The following is a 22,712-nucleotide window of genomic DNA, read 5'->3' as shown; positions in this document are numbered from 1 at the left end:
TTTTTCACTAAGGAAGCATCATGCCCTCATTTGATACCGTCTCTGAAGCCAACATGGAAGAAGTCAAGAATGCGGTGACGCAATCGAACAAAGTCATCACTAACCGCTTCGACCTTAAAGGCACTAGCGCCAAAATCGAACTGAAAGACAAAGAACGCGAAATCATTATTTTTGGCGACTCTGATTTCCATCTTGAACAAATCATGATTGAAGTAACGCAAACTTTAGGCAAACGTAAAGTCGATGTGCGCTTCCTTGACATGGGTAAGATCGATAAAATTGGCGGCGACAAAGTCAAACAAGTCATCAAAGTTAAAAATGGCATTGAGACAGAGGATGCAAAAAAAATCGTTAAGGCACTCAAAGAAAGTAAGCTCAAAGTACAAGCGACAATCCAGGGGGATGCAGTACGGGTCACTGGTGCCAAGCGTGATGATTTACAAGAAGCGATGGCCTTGCTGCGTAAGGATATTAAAGATTTGCCGCTGGAATTTAATAACTTCCGCGATTAATTATTAGCAATGAGTTTTAAATATAGTTTTCAGGAACTGCTTTAAACTCGCTGCTCCCCTTTGCTTTTACGATCAATTTTTAGCTGCAAACCACTTATGAAAATTCCCTCGCGTTTGCTCTGCTTACCACTGTTGTGCTGCGCACTATCATCAGCATTGGCAGCGGAAATTGGCGTAGTTGGTTTGTTCCCAGGTAAAGCCGTGCTGGTGGTAGAAGGTAATCAACCGAAAACGTATTCCGTCGGCAGTACCATCACCAATGGCATCAAATTAATTGCGGCGGATAATGAGACTGCCACGGTTGACGTCAATGGCAAACGCCAGGTATTAGCGATCGGGCAGTATGTACACAGGGCGGCGGCCAGCACCAGTAATAACGTCGTATTGCAGGCAGATTCTCTCGGTCATTTCACCGCTAAAGGCCAGATCAACGGTGGCAGTAGCTTAAATATGTTAGTGGACACTGGCGCTAGCCTGATTGCCATTCCGGCGGCAGATGCAGTACGACTTGGTCTCAACTACAAAGCTGGTCAGTTAGGTCGTGCCAACACGGCGAATGGTATTGTGACAGTCTATAAAATCAGACTAGATTCGGTCAAAATTGGCGACCTGGAACTACAGCAGGTAGATGCATCCGTGCTCGAGGGTGGACTTACATTTACTCTGCTCGGCATGTCATTTTTAAACCGTGTAGAAATGCGGCGTGAGGGCGATCAAATGACTTTGACCAAACGCTTTTAGAATAAACCCAGATTTATTTGGAAACGTGAAAAAGGCTGAAGAGTAATTGACTCATCAGCCTTTTTCATCTCTAAGCTTAGGATTTTTTCTTAGCTTGCTCTTATCCCTGCTGTTTAAGACGACGTTGCTTCACTGCCTCGGCCAAGCCTTCTAATACCTTGATGCTGTCATCCCAGGCAATGCATCCATCGGTTACGGACTGGCCATATACCAACTCTTTACCGGGTATCAGGTCCTGCCGTCCTGCAACCAGATGTGATTCCACCATAACACCGACAATACGATTGTCTCCGGCAGCGATCTGGCTGGCAATATCAGCGCAGACCGGAATCTGATTCGCTGGATTTTTAGAGCTGTTCGCATGTGATGCATCGATCATCAGCCTTGATGCCAGGCCATTGCTGGCGATATCTTTGCATGCGGCATCAACACTGGCGGCATCAAAATTAGGGGCTTTACCACCGCGTAAAATGATGTGGCAATCTTCATTGCCATTAGTGGACACTATGGCGGAGTGACCACCCTTTGTGACTGACAAAAAATGATGCGGATGCGAGGCAGCTTTAATCGCATCGACTGCAATCTTCACATTGCCATCCGTACCGTTTTTAAAGCCGACAGGGCAAGATAAGCCCGAGGCTAATTCACGATGAATTTGTGACTCCGTAGTCCGTGCGCCAATCGCGCCCCAGCTAATCAAGTCAGCAATATATTGCGGGCTAATCACATCCAGATATTCGGTTCCGGCAGGCAAGCCAAGCTCATTAATATTTAAGAGTAATTCACGAGCAATGCGCAAACCATCATTAATACGGAAACTATTATCCATATACGGATCGTTGATCAAACCTTTCCAGCCGACTGTCGTGCGTGGTTTTTCGAAATACACGCGCATCACAATTTCTAATTCACCGGCAAAGCGCTCACGCTCCTTGACTAGCTTGTGCGCATACTCCATCGCAGCTTTGGTGTCGTGAATCGAGCATGGGCCAATGACAACCATGACGCGATCGTCTTGTGCATGCAAAATACGATGCAAGGCAGTACGTGCATTGGCAGCGGTATCTGCGGCTTTTTCTGAACAGCCAAACTCACGGATCAAGTGTGAGGGTGGGATCAACTCCTTCATTTCCCGTATACGTAGATCGTCAGTGCGTAGCATGGTGTAGCTCCCTGTTAGTGTTCAATAAGTGTTCAATAAATACTCAACAAACGTTCAATAAAAATTCAAAAACTGATTCATCGAAATGATCAAAAAAAAACCGCCATCGCTGGCGGTTTTTTAGAAATTTGGTTGGCTCTTTTTCTTCGTGCGCTTACCGTTTTTCCACCGCCTTTGGCTGGGAATAGCTAAAATAAAAGAAGAAAAAGAAGTGTGTGAGTTTCATTTAATTAGTGGCTTTTTATTTATTTCTAAAGACTGACTATAATTATTTCAACAATATTTATGGCTAGGAAAAATAAAGCGAAACTCATAGTGCATTAAAAACTGGCATTTGGCAAGCGCCTGCATTATGAAATTATGTACGCGCATTTTGAGACCACAATAAGACACAGCGATATGATTTATTTTTTCCAAAGTGCGGGTGGTTCCGGTGGAACGTTCGACTGATTAGGATACACATTCATAATCGGCTCTTTTCTCTGCGCAAGTAACTGGGGTGTATGTCGGCTCATCCAGGTACGCAATTCATTTAAATTAGCCGCGATATCAGTGCGATTAGGACTAAGTTTATTTGCGCGCTCTAATAAAGTTAATGCTTTTTCATTATCGCCCTGGGCAGCATAGGCGACGGCCTGATTATTTAATGCAGAGGCATCAAAAGGATTACTTTTTGCCGCCTCTGCAAATTTTTTCACTGCGTTATTGTTGTCCCCTTGCGCCAAATAAGCCCGCCCCTCTTTTTGAGGATCATCTGCGAGTGCAATTGCCGGCACTATCATCAGCATCGATATCAATAATATAAATTTTGAATGCATCACGGTTTAATTCCCCAGATAATAAGGTTTAGGCGCTACCGGAGGAAAGGCAATTGGCTTTCTTTGTGGCTCAAAGTTATAGCGCAAATAAATGGCGCCAGAACCATCGGTAAAGTCACCGGAGTTGTCTATAGAAAAACGTCCGCCAACAAAAAACTGCGGTGCAATTTGATACTCTAATCCGCCTAATAATTTGTACTGTATGCCACTATGTGATTGCCCGGGATAGGTCGTTGCGATATTCAGCGTTGGATTAGCGGCAGCAAATGCCTCTAGTTCAGACTGATCTGCTTTTGAGTTCGGATAGTAGAGACTACTTTCTTCAGTAAAGTGTTGAATACCAATTGAAGCACCAATCTGATAAGCAAGATTTCCTTTACGTCCGCTCAGGTCTATTGGCACACCAAGCGCAACATAATTTTTTGGGCTGAAGTAACCACCTTGTCCGTAGCTGAAATAACGTAAATTCTTTTTATAAAAAAACGACGTCATGTTCAAACCGGTAGTCGCTACCATATCGCGACTACGCAAGAAGCGCCAATAGGCGCCACCGCCAAGATCAAAGGTACTGTTCGAGGCGACGTTTTTCCCATTGACTGCTGCATAGCCGCCACTGGCATACAGACCGCCATCGTCAACATCATAAGAAGTATCGAGATGGACACCCGTCTTTGTCACACCACCCCATGTCAGTCCATACAAACTGTCGGTAGTCCCTGCATATGACAAGTAACTATCCGTCACCGAGCGACGCGCGACTTCGACAGTAAAGCTAACATCATCGACTTTACTAGACCAGCGCAGACCACCGACCACATTACGGATCGGAAAGCCGACCGGACTAGAACCTATGTCCACTTTCAACCCGTTTAATTCATAACTCAAGCTAAGCGCAACACCATTCGACTTCTCGGCTAATTCTGCGACATTCGATAATCCTGCTTTTTGTGCAGTAGTTGAGAAGGATTGTTTCGCAAACTTAGCGCGCTCATTAGTCTCTATATTTTTTCCGAATTGTCCGGCGACGTTAGGATCGTTTAAGTTCAGAATACCTGCGTCCAATGACACAGGGATAATCTTTAAGCCAAGCTGCCCTTTACCCAGAGAATTTAACTGCAACTCTATGGGTGTTTCCAAGTCTTTTAATTGCGACAATCCAACCTCACCACTGCGCGCTCTGGCAGCAAAGCCAATGGCAAGTTGTGAGCGATTTAAGGCATTCAAGGCATCAATCTCATTAATTAAGGATGCCTCTTCTGCACTGACCGGAGCTTTATTTATTGATGTACGCGCCATGGGATCGGTATTACTTAATCCTGAATTTGTATTTTGTATTACATTTGGTGTGATTGATCTGTTCACGATTGGCGGGAAATTGCCTGCCGGTTTAGGTGCAATTACTTGAGTCAATTGAGGTGTGCTGCCCGTGACATTTACCAATACAGGTGAGGTTTGGATTGGTACTGGGCTGGATGTAGTTCCTATCGGGTTAGTGCCGATCAATTTACTGTTACTTGGCACTTCCCTCAATACAGGACGTGACACTACCATGTCGATAGTGCGCTCCTTCTTTTCTGTAAATGGATTAATGGCGAAATTATCAATACTGGTAGCGGGTACTTTCTCAACTAACCGAAGTCCATTCGCACCTGTGCCTGCTAATGTTTTTTGTGACTGTTCCAGTGCTAGTGCCTGTTTAAAATACGATAATGCTTTACCGTTCTGTCCCTGCGAACGTGCCACTCGTCCCGCCAAGGCAATGAAGCGAGGATTATCTGGCTGGAGTGCCATCAGCGCAGATAAGTGATTCTCTGCGCTTGGAAAGTCTTTGATGTCCAATGCGGCATATACCAGACCCTGCCGGACCTCAACATTGTCAGGTTCTGTTTGCAATACTCTCGTGTATAGCTCTTTTGCAGAGTCCATTTCTCCCGCAGATGCATACATTCGGGCAAGAGCGAGAAGTAAGAGATTATCCTCTGGATTGGCGATTAAGTAAGGTTGAATATAGCTGTATGCGGTAGCTAGATCACCTGCTTCGCGCGCTTTTTCAGCGGATCGTAAGGCAATTACACGTTGTAGATTTTTAAAAGCAAGCGTTTCTGTCTCTGATAATTTTGGTATGGCAGCAATCTGTTTTATTACCGGATCTAACTCAGCGTCCTGATTAGTCCGTACCAACACATCTGCGTACTGCAGCAGCAAACCGATTGACGGTTGCGGTGTCTTCTTTACGGCTTGACGTATCAATGCGAGACCACGCTCTGGATCACCATTTTTGATATAGAGATTGGCAACTGCGCCAATAAATTCAGGCTCATTACCAGCGGCAGCTTCGACCAGATCCAGCGTCTCTTTGCCTTGCCTTAAATCACCTTGCTTAAGCAATATATTAATGCGATCTAACTGCACATAAACCCACATACGTTTTTGCAAAGCAAACATTTCTGGCTTGCGAGACTTAGCGGGCACTCTCTCTAAAGTGCTCAGTCCCTCCCACCACAACTGCTGCTGAGCACTTAATAAAGCACTCACATAAAGAGCGTCTGGCTGTGGGTTCTCAACACTGGTCAAGGCATCAAGCAAAGAGCGAGCTTGTCCTGGCATGTCATGTTTTAGGTAAAGCTGCGCTAAAGCGAGACGTAGCCAGACATTATCGGGAGCAATCAAAATAGCATCTTCTAACGCTAACTGAGCACCAGCAATATCACCCGCAGCTTCCGCTACTTTTGCTTTCTCCATCAAATCCGTGGCTTTCATATCTGCCAGGCTGGTAAGCTGAGCCGGTGACATATAGCTACTTAATGCATCTAAATCCTTAATTCGTTTTTGTAGCGTTAGAACGTTAATTAAGCCACTCAACGCTTTTAAATCTGTTTTATCTCCATCAAATACATGACGATAATTTGCTTCTGCACCCGCTAGTTCATTATCAGCCAAAAGCGCGTCACCTAGCTGCAGATATCCTGCAGACTCTTTGCTATTGAGCTTAATTGCATCTCTCAGAAAACCAATACCTTTAGCGCTATCACTATCCTCAAATGCGGTTCTGGATTCTTCAATCAGAGCCCAATAAGATGCACTCTCGTAAGCTTGCTGCCATTGATGTTTGTACTGTTTTGGAGATAAATCGATAGCACTCTTTATTAGCTTACGCGCGGCAATAGAATCTTCTTGACGCATTTTTACCAAGCCCATGCCACCGGTGGCGGTTGGATCTTTTGGGTGAACCTTCAATATTTTTTGGAATTCAGCTTCCGCCGTTTTAATATCGTTGTCGTCTAATGCCTTGAAACCTGCCGCCTGAATTTTTACCAGTGGATTTTCTCTAACTACTTTTGGTTTGATCTGAGCGCGCTTCTCCGTTGCTGTTGTGTGGACTTCGGGTCGACTTAAGTTAGTCAAACGATCTTGTATAGTTTTATCGTTAGGATGTTTTGCGAGGTAGTCTTGAAAGTATTTAGTATTGCCATTCCGGGCTCCCATCCAGCTTAACGTCTGACGCCAAGACTCATCCGCTTGTTTGGCAACATCTGGCTTACTGCTCAGCGCTTCTAACATCGACAAACCCTCACGACGAGTTGGTTCACGATAAGTGAGTACCTGCGCTAAAGCTAGAGCATACTTATTGTTACCTGGATTTTCTTTGCTCAGTTTTTCTATGCCACGCTTGGCCTGGTTGTAGCCAGCTAAGGTACCAGCTAGTGTCTGGTAATACTCCAAAGCTGCATCACCTTTTAGCTTGCTAGGATCTCCCATGAGTTTATAGGTCTCGACCGCCGCCTCAGCATCCCCTTGCTGCGCCAAACGTCGGGCATCATCTAGTTGCCCTTTACCACCAGTAGCACCGCGGCGTACCGCTTCTTCTAAAATACGAATTTGCGCGCTGCTTCCTGGTACTTGTTTTAATTTAGATAAATAGGATTTCGCTAGCTCAGCGTTTCCACTTTGGGCCTCAATAACGCCTAGTGCTCCTAATGCCTCTACACTATTAGGATCAATTTTCAGTAATTTACGCCATGCGTCAGTGGCATTATCATCCCGCCCTCTTTGCGACCAATATTGTGCTTGCTCTATCAACTTCTGATTTAAGGAGGAATCAGCGAACGCGACGTCACTCTCGACAAGTATCATCAAAAGCGCTAGCGCCATCGCTTTTTTCTTAAAAATCATTCATTTCCCCTATTCATCAAGCTCTTTGATCTCAAAGTCATTATATTGACCGATGCTCAAAATGGCATTCAATTCCTATTAAGAGCAAGCATTATGCTTGCGTGCAATTAATAGTTTGGTCTTGTCTTTCGTAAGAATGCAAATGTTTTATGTATTTTCTACATAAAACATTTGCATTCAAATCGGCTTGAAAACACAGCTAAAACATAACTAAGTATGTGAAAACTACTTAAACCAGAAGTTTAAGTAGCCGACTTACTAATAGCTTTAATTCTTTTCTTTAATGGTCAATCTAGAGGCAGCTTTTTTACGTAAGAAGCGGAATAGAATTGTCGCAACGATCAATGACGCCAACATCAAGAACGCAATCAAGATCATAGGATGATTAGATAAGTACCATTTGACCCACGTCCAAAACGGTAAACTACCAACATAGTAAGTATCACCAATCTGGACACTCTCTATTTTCTCACCCTTAACTATCACCAAATCACCTTGATATTTACTTCTAAGATCGGGTTTTGATAATGCTTTTGTCAAACCCAAGAGACTATCTCCATCGCCCGAAGTCAACACCAAAACGCTGCGACCGCTAGTAACTGGCGATTCAAATTGCATCATTGCACCGAATGCACCTCCAGTGCTAGCAAGCATGTCTCCTGTGCGGCGTTGGATAGCATCTATATCTCGGCCGGTCCAATTTGCAAGCAAGCGTAAAAAACCTGAAGGAAGCTGTAGCTTGTTACCATTTTCATCAATTGACAAAGGCATATATTTAGCCCATTGCTTTAGCAGCGGGGCATTGCCATTAGTACCAATCACAATAATATCTTTACCACTTAATTTATCCGTATCGGTGCCGCGGACTAAAGTGTTGTTGGTAACAGGGTAGCCTGTAGACTCACCCATACGACCCATCAAATCGAGAAATACTTCCATCTCTTGAAGGCTTGGTCTTTCCGGCATAACAATCGCCGTTTCGGACAAATCTGCCATTCGGGTGAACGGAAAACCGCCATTCGCGACATGTGCCAGATTAGGCATGGCGGTGTAATGTGGCATACCAGAAAAATCAATCGTGGAGTCAGGGTCAATCGCAGAACTGATATTGTCCAGGTATACATCTTTACATGGCCCCTGCTTTACATAATCATAAAAAAATTGGAACTGCAGTTGATTTTCTGCACCAATCTGAAAGGTTGGAACCTGCACTTGTTCTTGCGAAACACGATTTCCGTCTTTAAACAACAGTAATACAGATTCCTTGATTTTGCCCTTATCTACCTGGGCTCCAGAAAGTGACAACGACCGAATAAATTCACCATTGATACTAATATTCAAAGTAGATTTATCTTGTGTTGGACGAGGAGTAAACCGATATCGAAGATCTATAGGTACGCCCTCTCTTTGCCAAGTGAATAAGTCCGGTGCAACTCGCATATTGACGCGAATTAAATCTGGATATAAGCCATTTGCTTGCAAATCTTTACGCACGGCCAACTCGCCAAGTTTTACTGGTCGGTTAGTTGGAAGCCAGTTTGGCGCGTCATATGGCTTACGTTGATCAGCTTCTTGGAAATTCTTAATCAAGGCTTTATCACCGGATAAGGCTAATTGCCCAAGTGTCAGAGCTTCTGCTGCTATTTTCAGTTCGGCTGGATTTCTACCTAATACTAATAAGAATTTTTTACCTGGATTAGCGGGATTAGTAATAATCGCCAAGGTAGGACCAGCGATCACGGGCAAGGTAATGCCTGCTGGTGCTTCGGTAGAGGTAGCAAATACCACTGCATTACCTTGTGGTAGCGAGGTAAAAACTGGGAATTTCGCACCGCGGTAAGAAGCTAAATTACCGAACCAGGATGCAACAACCCCGGCGTTACGCAAAACGTCTAGAGATGGTGCAGATGGAAAAACAAAAGGCAACTCTAATAGCTTGGCATCGCGGCTATCAAAAAAGGGCGTTGGTAATAAGGCCAAATCATTTTGCAAAGGGATAGAAGCAATGGTTAGCTCAAGATTGGATGTGTTTCCAATATTCGCCCACAAACTTGAATGAGACGGATCTTCACACTCCCTGGTGTAATGACCAATTAGTTTAAAACTTAGCTTATTAAAATCTGCAAAAACACGCGGGTCTATAACATTCTCACGAACGATGCCGCTGGCAGTTTCTTTAGGTAAAGCAATAACATTGATCAATTCATTATTCACTGACACTTTGATATGCGATAAATCAGATAACAAAGCGGGCGAATAAGCCAGACCATATTTCAGTTTGGCAGCAGTGATAACTTCATCACTACGAACTGTAAAAGGAAACGAACGCTCGCCCTCTACACCTCGCAACTCAACATCAGCAGCTGAACCCATTTGCTTTAAACTGATGTTAATTGTTCGCTGCGGCAAGCTTGATTTTGGACTAGCCTCAGCCTGAGCCATAACGACCTCACTAGAGGACTCGCTAACAACCTCAGACTTGGCATGCTTGGTCTTTGCATCGACCTTGTCCTGACCAAGTAAAAAAAGACTGCAGATTAAGGCAATTGCGGTTGTTCCACGCTTGCGTAGCAGCTTGCTCTTTATTATTTTCATCATGGTAGAGTTTGTCATTTTTTTGTTAAAGGGCATGGTCTTACTTCCTAAGTACTGAATGATGCTTGAACCGAATCTGGAAAAACCAACATAACTGTGCATCGTGATTTCCTTGAGACCATTTAAAGGATGATCAAAATCACGTTCTTTAGCCCAGTTTAGCCACACGTCTGCACGGCCGACGGTACAACTAACCAGGTTAATTTCCTGCTCTAAAGTTAATTTTTTAAACTGAACACTCAGCAAACCTTTTTTGGCAAAAACAGCCGTTGCAGGAAAAACATTTTCGCCAGTTGTGCCATACAAAGACACATAAATCTCTTCATCCTTACCAACGGAAACATCTTCTGGCAAACGCAAGGACATACCTCCAAGCGAAAAATCTTCTGTTTCACAAACAACCGAATGTCCGCCAGGCAAGCGTAATATAGCGCTCAATCTTGCTTTAACCCTATGCGTCCTGCGCACTTGCTTAGACTCTGTTGCAACTGCTAACGTAGCACCTAAGATAATCAGATTATAAAAAGTCCACAACATGTTCAGAATTACGGTGTCAAGCTCGTAAGAATTCCACCACAATGCCCTGCCAATACCTATGATAAATCCGAGTATGTTTAAACCCAGCATAATAAGATAGGGCTTAGAAATAACCCAGTCAAAATGCTCCTGCTCTACTAAACCACCTTTAGCGGTAACGTTAAAGGTTCCTAATTTTGGATTAATCAAAGCGACTAAAGTCGGACGGAAGATATACCAAGCCAAGGTAGCCTCGTACACTTCAGCCCAAAACGAATGTCGATGTGCACCTTGAATACGCGAGTTGGTCATATTGGCATGCAACAAGTGTGGTAAAGAATAAGCCGCAATTGCAAGCGCAGAGGCCTTAATAAGATGTACCTCAAAAAATAAATACGCAATGGGTGCCAACAGAAAAATCATCCGTGGCAGGCCGTAAAAAAAATGGAGCATCGCATTGCTGTAGCAAAGCCGCTGACCAAACGATAGCCCCTTACCTAGCAACGGATTATCCGTCCGAAAAATCTGCGCCATGCCCCTCGCCCAGCGAATACGCTGTCCAACGTGAGCCGACAAACTCTCGGTAGCTAACCCAGCAGCTTGAGGCAATGCGAGGTAAGCAGTGTTGTATCCCAACCTTTGCATCTTAAGTGCGGTGTGCGCGTCTTCCGTTACTGTCTCAACCGCAATACCACCAACTTCCATCAGACAAGAACGGCGTAGAACAGCACAAGAGCCACAAAAGAAAGTCGCATTCCAGAGGTCATTGCCATCTTGTATCAGGCCATAAAATAATTCACCTTCGTTTGGTACATTGCGGAAAGTATTTAAATTACGCTCAAAAGGATCTGGAGATAAAAAATGATGGGGTGTCTGTACCATCGCCAATTTTTCATCGACTAAAAACCAGCCCATCGCATATTGTAAAAATGACCGTGTGGGCATGTGGTCACAGTCGAAGATAGCAACGTACTCACCAGTCGTTCTGGCAAGCGCGGCATTAATGTTGCCTGCCTTTGCATGTTTATTGTCAGCTCGCGTAAAACATTTAACACCAACAGATTCAGCAAATACCTGAAACTCAGGACGTCGTCCATCATCAAGGATATAAATATTGAGCTTATCTTTAGGCCAATCAATACCCAAGGCCGCCAATACAGTTGGCTTTACGACGCTCATATCTTCGTTATACGAAGGTATGAACAGATCAATGACTGGCCAGGTGCTTGTATCCGCTGGCATCATCACTGGTTTGCGCTTCAGCGGCCATGCAGTTTGCAAGTAACCCAATAACAATACCAGCCAAGCATAAATTTCAGCAGAAACCAAGACGAGAGCAAATGCCAGATCAACCATGTTTTCAGCATCAATGGTAGAGTGCACGCGCCAGTAAATATAACGACTGGTAGCACTGACTGAAAACATAATCATGACCAGCGATACCAAGGTACCGGAGTAGCGGCGTAAATAGGTAGCGGTCCCAAATACCACCACAGAAAATAAAACCTGATAAGGAAGCTCAAGCGGAATGCTGATACTAGTCCAATACAGCATGCCAGCTAAAACCAATGCAACAGCACGAGTAGATTTAAGCTCCCAGCCTGGCCAATTCACCAACGCACGGCCCAATTCGTTGAGCCGGCCATATAGGTATCGAGAGTTGAGAATGGAGCGCATCAGGCGATCAAATTAAAATGTGTTTGCAACCAGCTAGCAATCTGCTGCAAATCTTGGTTAGCGGAACAATTCTTAGCGTAAAAAGCTACCGGCGACTGGCAGGCAAGCGCCTCACACACAGCCTCGTCTTTATGAATACTGGCCGGAACCAAATAATCCCCTAAATTTTTTCTCAGCATTTGATAGACATCTCGGTGTAACTGCTTAGTGACATCCATTTGATTCACAATGTAGCAAGTCCCCAAAAAGTCTTTCCTGTCGCGGCAATAATAATGAAGTAAAGATTCGATCGATGGAATCGTGGAATAAGAAGCAGCGTCAGGCTTTAAAACAATAAGTGCGATATTTGCGCAGTGCAATACCTGTTGCAAATAGACGGTAGGACCCGGAGGAGTATCAATTAACACGATATGATCATCAGCCAAATTCAAGGACTGTAACTGCAACGACAGCCAGGTCGATTTGATTTTGATGTGGTGTTCTAGCCTGCGCCGATCAAGCTCATTCACAATGCCATAGGGTAAAAAATCGACCCCGTAAGGGCTGGAATGCAAGGCATCTTGCCAAGGCTGGTCTAAGGTACTTTGACGAATAACGCCATTAACATCGTCATAGGGCATGCCGTAGTGCAAACGTAATGCATTTTGCGGATCAAGATCTAGAACAGTGACTTTGCCACCCAAAGCGACAATCTCCGCAGCAAGGTTTGCTGTTACAGTGGTTTTTCCAACACCACCTTTTGGGGAGACGACGGCAACTACCCTCATGGTTTAAATATTTTTTTAAAAAATGAATTGACGGGAGACTCTGGCAATTTTTCGGGCTCAGATTTTTGAGCTAACCGATCAAACAATGCATGCAATGAGGATTCTGTATTTTTAGTCGGCAATACCAACGGAACCGCATGTGCTTCGTGAAAATTCGACTGAAGATTAGACGAAGCTACACTAGTCAATCCTCTGTTTACTCCGCTGCTAATGACAGGAACGCCCAAAACAGGCACCTCTGGAGCTGATGAAGTCTGCAAATCTGGCGTTCCCATATTGTGCGCCGCACCGACCGCAACTTTTGATGCGAAAGCTGAAAATGGCTTTCTTTCATCTGGAACCGGGAGACTATTCAAGGTGCGAGATTTGATTCCAGCGTCAGCTAAAACTGGTGACGTAGCGACTGATAAAACCGTAGGACCAGGCTTAGCTTGGGTTTCGATGCCAACGCCGGCCAGTGCCGGAGCATTCCGCAAAGGATGGGCGAATGCAGTGTTAGCGCGTACATCTCTCAATAACGGCCAGCGCTGCTTAGCTTGCTCGTTTAATTCATCACGATGTATCTCTTGATAGGTATCTGTTTTACCATCAATTTTTTTAAACAGATTTTTAATATCATTTTCCATAATCTCAGACCTCAACTTTGTTCTGCAGACAATATCTACTCAGCGACGAGTGAAGAAAGTAGTCTCTTCCACCTGTTTTTTTAATTGAAAAACAATCAGATGACCGTCTTCCAATACTGTGCCGTGTTGTGACAACCGCAAAGACTTATCAATACCCAGAGACTCAAACCAGGTTGTGTAGATACCTTCTAATAATGCTGGGGACCAATCCAAGGCCTGCTCACCAAAAGCGACTTTAAGTGGGCTGGCGTTATGTTCTATCAATAAACAATCAGATTCATCACTTAAATGCACCCATCCCCAATCAAGATCAGCCCAGACTTTATTGATGCTAGCCTCGAGAGTTAGCAAAGTATCGCCACCTTCTACTTTAAAACTGGCGGCCATCGTCAGCCCCAATTTATACATAAAAGCACGTAAATCATGTACATCACCCTGAGCCGCGAACTCCACAGAAAAAGCGTTTAAAAATGCTTTCCACTGCTTGGAGCATTGCTGCTGCTCGTAGTAATTAATATTATTGAACGCGTTACTCACATCGTACCTTTGCAGACATAATTAGACGGTCATTTCTGACGGAAAAACATATTTTTATCATGGAGGACTGTAGCATTTAGCCAAGAGAACAGTCTAGTAAATAGGCAACAGTAAATGTTAAGCATTTATAACTTACTGTAGAAATATTTAACAATTTAGATTGAGGTATCGGGCAAGAACATACATAGCTAAGCAACGATCAGGCCACACCTACACAGTTTCGGGACAAAACAATGTTCTAATTACATGAATTTATTGTTTATTGAGGCGACCGAGCATTTTTGATGCTACTTATTTCATCAACAATATGAGGAACGTATCGAGAACTGCTATTACCAATCCGAAAAGTCTCTTAAGTAACTGACGGAGTTGTCTAATCACTGCCTGATTTAATACGTTTGATTTAGCGTTACAGATTCAAAAAAACAACAAAAAATATTTATTGTCTTATCCACATCTCATTCAGGATATGCATTAAATGTGTGATGAGCTCTTGTATAGCCTGTGCTGCAGGACTATCGGGTGCAGATTGAAGGATGGGGTACCCATATGCGAGCGCTTCTTCCAGTTGTGTACTTTCCGGGATAACACAAGGTAGCATTCTGTCACCCAGACGCTCAGAGAAAAGGGCAATCACATCTTGCGCCAGTTGCTTATTTGAACCTTGATTCACTACATAAGCAGAAGGTTTGAACATAGTTGATATGGCGTTATGGGAGTCCATCAAGGATTCCATCTCTGGAATAGTGGCATACGAGGCAGCATCGGCCAGTAATACGACTAATAGAAAGTCCGCCGCATTTATTGCTTGAGTTAAGTAGATAGATGGACCAGGAGGTGTATCTAAAAAGACAAACGTGTCTTTTGGCAAATTAGCGCGCAATAGCTGGTTGAGTAGCCAATCCTCATCTTGCTCCAGCACTTGTTCAAAAGCGATGCGCTGTTGCTCGCCTGCACTACCGTAGGGCACAAAATCAACCCCAAAAGTACTTGAGTAAGCGGCATCCCATAAACGGGAAGTAGCTCGGTTAGCAATGGTGCTAATTCCGCTAGTGTCTGACTGATCTCCCCCACCCATATGCCATTGCACAGCATTTTGTGGATCGAGATCAATCACCAGACTTGGGTAGCCGCGTTGTGCGATACCCGCACTCAGGTTGGCGGTGGTCGTCGTTTTACCCACGCCGCCTTTGGCAGAAACAATAGCGATAACAATCATGAGCCGTACCTTTGGGCAAGGCTAAACCAGTTTAGAATTTCATCTATCAACATCGTTAAGATCAAGCTGTGCCGCCCACAGTAAGACCATCAATACGCAAAGTAGGCTGGCCAACACCAACAGGCACGCTCTGCCCTTCTTTGCCGCAAACACCGATACCAGAATCCAGACGTAAATCATTACCAATCATTGACACACGATTTAAAACATCGGGGCCGTTACCGATCAAGGTTGCACCTTTTACCGGGTAGGTGACTTTGCCGTTTTCTATCATGTAGGCCTCGCTCGCGGAGAAAACGAACTTACCATTCGTGATATCGACCTGTCCGCCACCAAAATTAACGGCGTAGATACCATTTTTAACGGATGCCAAAATCTCAGCGGGATCTTTGTCGCCAGCCAGCATGTAGGTATTAGTCATACGCGGCATTGGTAAATGGGCGAAAGATTCACGACGAGCGTTGCCAGTGACTGGCATTTTCATCAAACGGGCGTTCATGGTGTCTTGGATATAGCCTTTCAAAATGCCGTCTTCAATCAAAGTCGTGCATTGAGTCGGATTACCCTCATCATCAATATTCAATGAGCCACGTCTATCCTGAATGGTACCGTCATCCACTACGGTCACGCCTTTTGCCGCAACGCGCTCTCCGATACGACCTGAAAAGGTGCTAGAACCTTTGCGATTGAAGTCGCCCTCCAGTCCATGACCAATGGCCTCGTGCAGCAAAATACCAGGCCAGCCAGATGCAAGCACAACCGTCATAGGACCAGCAGGCGCTGGTCGGGCATCCAGATTCACCAATGCTGATTTGACTGCCTCGTCCGCATATTGATCAAGTAAAACATCGGAGAAATAACCGTAGTCATAACGACCGCCGCCACCGCTGGACGCCATCTCGCGGCGTCCATCTTGTTCTACGATCACGGTCAGGGAAACCCGTACCAGTGGGCGGATATCTGCAGCAATCACGCCATCGCTACGCGCGACTAACACGACGTCGTACTCACCGGACAAACTAGCCATTACCTGCACCACACGCGGATCTTTAGCTCTGGCGATTTTTTCTAAGCGCTCTAGCAAAGTGACTTTTTGAGTTGCATCTAAAGACGCAAGCGGATCGTTTTGCAAATACAAACTACGGCCACCGACACCTTGCATACTAGAAGCAACTTTGATTTTTCCTGCGCCCTGGCGTGCAATCGTGCGGGTTGCGTTGACTGCATCTTGCAAAGCTTGCTCAGAAATCTCATCCGAATACGAGAACGCTGTTTTATCTCCAGAAATTGCCCGTACGCCTACGCCCTGATCTATAGAAAAACTACCGGTTTTGACGATGCCTTCTTCCAGGCTCCAGCCCTCGCTTTTGGTGAACTGGAAATATAGATCAGCGTAGTCAACCTTGTGGGTAAACATGGAACCAAGTACTTTAACCAGCTTGGATTCATCCAGACCGAACGGGGTTAATAAAATATCGCGGGCAATAGCCAGGTGGCGCAGATTGGGTTCAAATGGTGTCATAGTGTTCTATCAGTGTTTTTGAGTATTCTAAGTGTGCCAATTACAGAATAAGAATGGCGAATGAATAGATTGTAGAGCATGTCTGGCATATAAATAAATTTGCGCAAAGTATGGTTTTGTATCGATTGACGGATGGGACAAATTATCGGACAAATTAGCAGGCCAATTTTCTATGCTTTAAAGCAGGCAAGCTAGTCCTGACGGCGCTCAGATTAGCCCAATCTAACTCACCGCCAACCACACCTTCGCCTTCCGCTAGCACATCCACAATCTTGCCCCAAGGGTCGATCAACATGCTATGCCCCCAAGTACGGCGACCATTAACATGCTGCCCACCTTGCGCCGAGGCCAGCACATAACATTGGTTTTCTATGGCTCTGGCACGCAGCAGGATTTCCCAATGCGCTTGTCCTGTCGTGAAAGTGAAAGCTGCCGGGACCACAATCAAAGCACAATCTCCCATGGATCGATACAGTTCTGGAAAGCGTAAATCGTAGCAAATCGATAAACCAATTTTGCCAAAACCAGCATCAAAACTCACCACATCATCGCCCGCCGTAATAGTGCGGGATTCTTCATAGGACTCTGTGCCTTTGGTAAAACCAAATAAATGAATTTTGTCGTAACGACTAACTAGCTCGCCTTGCGGGTTATATACCAAAGTCGTATTCAAGACTTTATCCGACTCTGTTGATACCAACGGCAAAGTACCACCGATAATCCAAACGCCCAAACTGCGTGCGCTATCCGCTAAAAATTGTTGAATCACACCCGGCTGCTCAGGGTTGCCAATATGCTCGGCAATCTTAAATTTATCCGCTTCATGCAATCCCATGATGGGCCAGTATTCCGGCATCAATATCAATCCGGCACCTGCATCGGCGGCCTGCTTTAGCAAGCGCTGCGCAGTCGCCAGATTCTCTTGTAAGACAGGCGTAGAGATCATTTGTATCGCGGCGATTTTCATTTATATCCTCTGAAAAAAACAGCAGGCTCAGTTGGCAAAACCAAGCTACAGATTACGAGGGATTTTAATATACTCCCCATAATTTTTAACAAATACATCTTATTGCCCAATAATTACCTGGACAACTACAATATACCCATATCCAGTATATTTAATTACCTAGGTAGTGACCTTGCAATACTCAGTCAAAATCCTGATCAAACTAGAGCAAGCTTTACCGGTTCCAAAACTTCCGCCGCCAATCATCCAAGCAGTGTTCTAATACCTATTTAACTAATATCGCCTCAGCTTTAGGTAAGGTATTTTGTGCTTCTTTATGATCCATCTTGGTGACTGTCGGTTCTTTCCATGAGCCAGCCACAGCGTACTCGTACGTGAAGGCTCTCGCCAATGGTTCACGCAAAAATAGTTGTGCCAAAAATGTACCCAGACCAATCACAGGATTAACAGCCAAACCGTAGACGACTGAAGCAGTGCCCGCATTAATTTCGGGAATCACTGCCACGTGCAGATTTTGCGACTCCTTCACAAGATCGGCGGTGCCGTCCATCAATACGGTTGCGTTCACGCTACGCATTTTTAAGTTTTCTGTTCTTGCCGTGCCCTGCTGAATTTGGGCTGTTCCCAAAATTGAATCAAACGCAAACCCATCTGAAAAGACATCCCGAAAATCCAACGTCAAACGTCGCGGCAAGGATTGCAAGCTCAGCACGCCCAATAACTTAGCCGCACCTGGGTCCACTTTTAAAAACTGCCCTGCGGCCAATTCCAACTGTACTTGGCCCGTCATACTTGGTACATCCAGTGCAAACGGCAAACCGTTCCACGTTACATCGCCCTGCAATTTGCCACGACCGCCACGTAACACATTAGCAAAACCTAATCGATCTAATAATTTGCCAGCATCGCTAATATCTAAAACGTAATTTAAATTAGTTAAGCCTTCGCCAGCACGACTACTCCATTTGCCAGACCCCTTTAACTCTGCATCCTCGTTCTTAAGCGATATCTTTTGCATGCGCCATTCGCGCCCGGTCGCCAACGGGAAATTATTAGCAATCAACTCCAGGCGACCCAATTTTTTATTAAACAGCTCAAAATTATCCGCCACAATATCTAAACTTGGAATTTGGGTACCACTGCTTTTGCCTTCCAACAAATCAGTCACGTCTGAAGCTGCCGACTGTGGAATGGTCAACTTACTCAAGCGTGCCAGTACGTTGCCCAAGCCTTGCACATTTGCGGACTCGCTCCAGCTCAAATAACCCGAGGCTTGGCTGGAATCAATATTTGCCTGCCACAATCCCTTTTGATGCGTAGCACCCAACACGACGTTATCCAGCTTTTTACCCATCACGTGTAGCTCGGCAGTACGCACTGCCAACACGCTCGGCTCTAAATAAGCAGACACATCAAAATCAGCTTGGGTATTTGTATTGCCAATAGCTCCGGCAACAATGTCGCCACTCTCGTTAGTGTTGACACCCTCTTTAGTAACGGCAAGGTTAGTGTTTGCATTAGCACCCAGGCTAATCAAACTACGCCATTCATCCACATGCAGAGATTTAAAATCGATATTTGCATTCAGCCCGCTATCTGGCTCTGGCGCAGGAGCATTAACGCCAATCCCACCACGCAGAACTTGCCAATTGGCATTATTCTCAACGGACTTTTGGCGTTGGTATTTGATGGTAATAACATTCCCTAAATTGAGCTTCAGCTCATCGCGTATTAGATTCGCATCATTAGAAAGCTGCGGCAGCATTTCAAAACGTAATGCCATATTCTCGTTAGCAAGCTTGCGTAAAGGCGCCGGGAAATTCAGCGCTAGTCCTTGTAGGGACGATTCAATCAAAATTTCTGGCTGACGTTTTTTGACGGAGATACTGGTCGTGTAATGCGCAGAGCCTTGTATCTTGTCAACCAAACGCTCTTTGGCTAAGGCCGGAAAGTTTTTACGTAAGCCGTCGGCAGTCGCAATACCATCTAGTTTGACGCGGATACTGCCGTCTTTTTGAGAGCCGCCTGTGACCACCGCAGCGCCGCCTAATATTGTGCCTTTAAGCGTATTTAGCGCTACGCCTTTTTCATTAAATTCCAGCTTGCCATTGACGCCACCGATCATGGGAATACTACTTTGCAGCAGTACGTCATTACCTGCAAACTGCAAGGCTCCCTGGACTTTGGAGTCGACCATATGACGCAAAGGTAGTTGCAATTTCAAGCCTAGTTGCGCCGTCGCGCTAGCCTTGCTGTCTTTAAGAAAATGTCCAAGCCAGCCGTCGACCGGACTAGCGTTCACATACTGCAACATGGTTTGCAAATTGCCATTGACTGTACCGTCAATATTCAAAATCCCATCATGCGACAACAGATCAGGAATTACCGCTTTCACTTTGCTTAAATCGGCACCATTGGTTTTTGCAGTCTCGCCACGGATTTCCATTTTGGCGCGGTCAAATATAAAGCTACCGTTAATACTATCAATCACTGGCCAGAGCGGATTCTTGCCGTCTTCCGACAAATGTCCGGGAGCGAAATCGAGTTTGCCGTTGACTAAATTGCCTTTAACCCAAAATTCACCCTGATGATTTGGGCGCCCCTCATGGATAGCAAACGGGAAATGTGCCAGATCGCCTTTAACCCGCAAAGTCACATCATCTGCGCGACCATCCAGCAAGGCTCCGATCAGCCAGTGACGCAAATCCTCTGGCGCATTGGCCGGGATAAAGCGATCGATTTGCTTGAGGTCAAAGCCCGAGAGTTTGCCCATCAGATCGACTTCACTGGACTGCGTAGCAGTAGCGGATTGATTAGCCTGATTAGGTGAAGATAGATGGTTCTGCCGCATCGACATAATGTATTTTCCAGACAAAGAACCCGTCATCTGGTCTTGCTGAAACTCCATCTGATTCAACTGCACGGCTAATTTATCTTGCGCTAAAAATTGCCAGCTCGCTTGCATTTGCAGCTTTTTAAACGGCATCAAAGGATCGACAAAATACCCCGACATTTGCAACGCCAGGTCTTGCGAATCAATCGTAAAGTTGCCGCCTTTATCGCTGGCATCTAAAGTGCCGGACAAATTATCAAAACCAGGAATCGCAGGCACCGCAGCTTTGGCAGACGTATTACCGCTTTTGGCTTCTGCCAAACGCGCCGATTGCGGCTGCATGGACAGATTATTGAATTCACCAGTGACGCTGTAGGATGCAATCGCTGGATAACTACCCTGCCATTTCGCTCTAAAATTTTTGAGCTGTCCCTTGGGCGCAAAATCAATTAGCATGCGACGCTGATCTGCTGGCAAAGGCAAATGTTCGGCGAAATTTGCTAAAGTTTGCAGATCTAATTGCTTGGCGTACAGCTCCACTTTTTCTGGCCGTCCGTTTTCACCGGGAGTAAAGTTTTCGGTAATACTGGTTGCTGGCAACAACTGTCCGTCCCGCGCCTTCATAGAAAAATTAATCAGCGCAATCTGATGTCCAGCCTGACCGAATAAACTAGGCAGATAGCGCACGCCTAAGGCCGCACGCTCACTCGCCACAATACGTCCACTGACTTGCTGCATATCCAGCACGGGCAAGTCTTTGCGAAAGGTTCCCAGGACATCGGTCAATTTAATATCTGCGGTCAAATCGGCAATCCGCCCATCGTCCCAACGCACCCAGGATCGGACTGAGCCAAAGGCTGTTTTAATATCCGCAGGCAAATCGATATACGCTTTCACGGTTGCCAAATCGGATTGGCTCACATCGGCATATAAGTCGCCAGTCCAGTTAGAGAAATCAGAAATTTTTCTGGTAAAAACCGGATGCTGAAAATCACCACGGATATCCAGGGGCGCTGCCAACGTTGCAGGCGGAACTGCCTTAAAAGCAAACTGGTGCCGCCGCCATTGGTTGGTCAAGATAAAATTAACGCCTGACAATTGCAACGCAGGGGCTTTGCGCTGCAAATCCGTCCAACTCACGCTGCCGTCACGGATCACAATTTCATGTTGCGCTAAGACCCAATCGAGGCCTTTACTTTTATCCGCATCCTCTTCCGAGGGTTTGGTATCGATCAAAAAACCTGCGACATAGAGCTTGCCGTCGGGCTGTTTTTCTATCGCCAGCGATGGGCGCATGACTTCTAATTTATCCAACCTTAACTCAGCGAAAATCACTGATGTCCACGACAGGCTGGCAGATACTTGCGGCAGCACAAGAGCCACTTTACCCTGCTGATCGTGGATGATGGTATTGCCTAGCTCTAACACAGGATTAAGCTTATTCCAGGATGCATGCAAGGTCGTAATGCGTAGATCACGGCCTATGGTCTTACTGGCAATTTGCTCGATGTCGCCCTTATAGCGATCGACGTTGGGCAGTACGCCATAGCGCAGCACCAAAAACAAAGCGCAAAACAAGAAATAACAAATGACAAGCAGTTTAAAAGTTACCCGCAACAGGGCAAATAAAGCCAGACCGCATGCCCAGCCAAAAGAATTACAGGAACGCAACAATACACCGAAGGGGGAAGATCGGAGCTGTTGGGTTGGCAACGGCGCAGGCACATCAGTAGGCTGACCGATAGCCTGATGCGGATCGCTTGCAGGAGAAGGTGGCAAAGGCGGCGTATTTTTCATTACTTATAAGACTTACGCACAATTATTCCGGCAAGGTAAATCGAAGAAAACCACAAAACCGAGTGGCGAAACACTATTGAGAGCACAGTAAAGAAAGTAATGGGCACCAATCTGCGCAAACGGTTTTGCGTAAGCTCTACATTACACCAACGCATTTTCCAGAAAATATCGCCCGGCAATGACAAAAACTGATCTGCCAACACGCTGCTCTTTACATCAAAAACCAATATACTCCCCCACTAATTATAGA

At 45.3% G+C, this 22,712-nt stretch carries 13 protein-coding genes; 2 read left to right on the top strand and 11 right to left on the bottom strand.

Features of this window, described 5'->3' with window-relative positions:
- Positions 1-20: 20 nt before the first annotated feature.
- Both AAKU64_RS09585 and AAKU64_RS09580 read left to right on the top strand, forming a co-directional pair.
- Positions 21-512 carry a YajQ family cyclic di-GMP-binding protein gene (locus AAKU64_RS09585; protein WP_322119497.1) on the top strand — a complete coding sequence of 164 codons (492 nt, stop codon included), beginning with the start codon at positions 21-23 and terminating at the stop codon, positions 510-512.
- A 96-nt stretch (positions 513-608) separates the two neighbouring features.
- Positions 609-1,253: a retropepsin-like aspartic protease family protein gene (locus tag AAKU64_RS09580; RefSeq protein ID WP_354362055.1), complete on the top strand. Its 645-nt coding sequence runs from the start codon at positions 609-611 to the stop codon at positions 1,251-1,253.
- Between the two features lie 100 nt (positions 1,254-1,353).
- Here AAKU64_RS09580 and aroG read toward each other — a convergent pair whose 3' ends face one another.
- From aroG to AAKU64_RS09525, 11 genes are all read right to left on the bottom strand, one after another.
- Positions 1,354-2,415, bottom strand: coding sequence for a 3-deoxy-7-phosphoheptulonate synthase AroG (aroG, locus tag AAKU64_RS09575; RefSeq protein WP_354330368.1), 1,062 nt, complete (start codon positions 2,413-2,415; stop codon positions 1,354-1,356).
- Positions 2,416-2,819: 404 nt separating this feature from the next.
- Complete coding sequence (locus AAKU64_RS09570) at positions 2,820-3,233, bottom strand: tetratricopeptide repeat protein (protein WP_354330370.1); 414 nt, start codon at positions 3,231-3,233, stop codon at positions 2,820-2,822.
- A 6-nt stretch (positions 3,234-3,239) separates the two neighbouring features.
- The gene (locus AAKU64_RS09565; RefSeq protein ID WP_354362054.1) at positions 3,240-7,406 is read right to left on the bottom strand and encodes a cellulose biosynthesis protein BcsC; all 4,167 of its coding nucleotides are present in this window, start codon (positions 7,404-7,406) and stop codon (positions 3,240-3,242) included.
- Between the two features lie 267 nt (positions 7,407-7,673).
- The gene (bcsA, locus tag AAKU64_RS09560) at positions 7,674-12,071 is read right to left on the bottom strand and encodes a UDP-forming cellulose synthase catalytic subunit (RefSeq protein ID WP_503012699.1); all 4,398 of its coding nucleotides are present in this window, start codon (positions 12,069-12,071) and stop codon (positions 7,674-7,676) included.
- Positions 12,072-12,193: 122 nt separating this feature from the next.
- Entirely contained in the window at positions 12,194-12,961 is a 768-nt protein-coding gene (gene bcsQ, locus AAKU64_RS09555; protein ID WP_354362053.1) for a cellulose biosynthesis protein BcsQ, read from the bottom strand.
- Positions 12,958-13,587 carry a BcsR/BcsP family cellulose biosynthesis protein gene (gene bcsR, locus AAKU64_RS09550; RefSeq protein WP_354330378.1) on the bottom strand — a complete coding sequence of 210 codons (630 nt, stop codon included), beginning with the start codon at positions 13,585-13,587 and terminating at the stop codon, positions 12,958-12,960. The genes bcsQ (AAKU64_RS09555) and bcsR overlap by 4 nt, the downstream gene beginning before the upstream one ends.
- 39 nt (positions 13,588-13,626) lie before the next feature.
- The gene (gene bcsD / locus AAKU64_RS09545) at positions 13,627-14,124 is read right to left on the bottom strand and encodes a cellulose biosynthesis protein BcsD (RefSeq protein WP_354330380.1); all 498 of its coding nucleotides are present in this window, start codon (positions 14,122-14,124) and stop codon (positions 13,627-13,629) included.
- A gap of 439 nt (positions 14,125-14,563) precedes the next feature.
- Positions 14,564-15,343 (bottom strand): cellulose biosynthesis protein BcsQ, encoded by a 780-nt coding sequence (bcsQ, locus tag AAKU64_RS09540; protein WP_354362052.1) that lies wholly within the window; start codon positions 15,341-15,343, stop codon positions 14,564-14,566.
- A gap of 61 nt (positions 15,344-15,404) precedes the next feature.
- Positions 15,405-16,865, bottom strand: a complete 1,461-nt coding sequence (gene tldD, locus AAKU64_RS09535; protein ID WP_354330384.1) for a metalloprotease TldD — start codon at positions 16,863-16,865, stop codon at positions 15,405-15,407.
- Positions 16,866-17,019: 154 nt separating this feature from the next.
- Positions 17,020-17,832, bottom strand: coding sequence for a carbon-nitrogen hydrolase family protein (locus AAKU64_RS09530; protein ID WP_354362051.1), 813 nt, complete (start codon positions 17,830-17,832; stop codon positions 17,020-17,022).
- Between the two features lie 265 nt (positions 17,833-18,097).
- Entirely contained in the window at positions 18,098-22,462 is a 4,365-nt protein-coding gene (locus AAKU64_RS09525; RefSeq protein WP_354362050.1) for a YhdP family protein, read from the bottom strand.
- Positions 22,463-22,712: the final 250 nt, after the last annotated feature.

The organism is Undibacterium sp. GrIS 1.8, from assembly GCF_040544445.1.
In the GTDB taxonomy this organism is placed as follows: domain Bacteria; phylum Pseudomonadota; class Gammaproteobacteria; order Burkholderiales; family Burkholderiaceae_D; genus Undibacterium.
The sequence above is the reverse complement of the archived record's forward strand: the minus strand, read 5'-3'. Positions and strand labels throughout refer to the sequence as shown.

Bases quoted from the DNA above. Each gene is read 5' to 3' on its own strand.
- AAKU64_RS09585 (WP_322119497.1), top strand. From the start codon at position 21: ATGCCCTCATTTGATACCGTCTCTGAAGCCAACATGGAAGAAGTCAAG.
- AAKU64_RS09580 (WP_354362055.1), top strand. From the start codon at position 609: ATGAAAATTCCCTCGCGTTTGCTCTGCTTACCACTGTTGTGCTGCGCA.
- aroG (WP_354330368.1), bottom strand. From the start codon at position 2,415: ATGCTACGCACTGACGATCTACGTATACGGGAAATGAAGGAGTTGATC.
- AAKU64_RS09570 (WP_354330370.1), bottom strand. From the start codon at position 3,233: ATGCATTCAAAATTTATATTATTGATATCGATGCTGATGATAGTGCCG.
- AAKU64_RS09565 (WP_354362054.1), bottom strand. From the start codon at position 7,406: ATGATTTTTAAGAAAAAAGCGATGGCGCTAGCGCTTTTGATGATACTT.
- bcsA (WP_503012699.1), bottom strand. From the start codon at position 12,071: ATGCTGTATTGGACTAGTATCAGCATTCCGCTTGAGCTTCCTTATCAG.
- bcsQ (WP_354362053.1), bottom strand. From the start codon at position 12,961: ATGAGGGTAGTTGCCGTCGTCTCCCCAAAAGGTGGTGTTGGAAAAACC.
- bcsR (WP_354330378.1), bottom strand. From the start codon at position 13,587: ATGGAAAATGATATTAAAAATCTGTTTAAAAAAATTGATGGTAAAACA.
- bcsQ (WP_354362052.1), bottom strand. From the start codon at position 15,343: ATGATTGTTATCGCTATTGTTTCTGCCAAAGGCGGCGTGGGTAAAACG.
- tldD (WP_354330384.1), bottom strand. From the start codon at position 16,865: ATGACACCATTTGAACCCAATCTGCGCCACCTGGCTATTGCCCGCGAT.
- AAKU64_RS09530 (WP_354362051.1), bottom strand. From the start codon at position 17,832: ATGAAAATCGCCGCGATACAAATGATCTCTACGCCTGTCTTACAAGAG.
- AAKU64_RS09525 (WP_354362050.1), bottom strand. From the start codon at position 22,462: ATGAAAAATACGCCGCCTTTGCCACCTTCTCCTGCAAGCGATCCGCAT.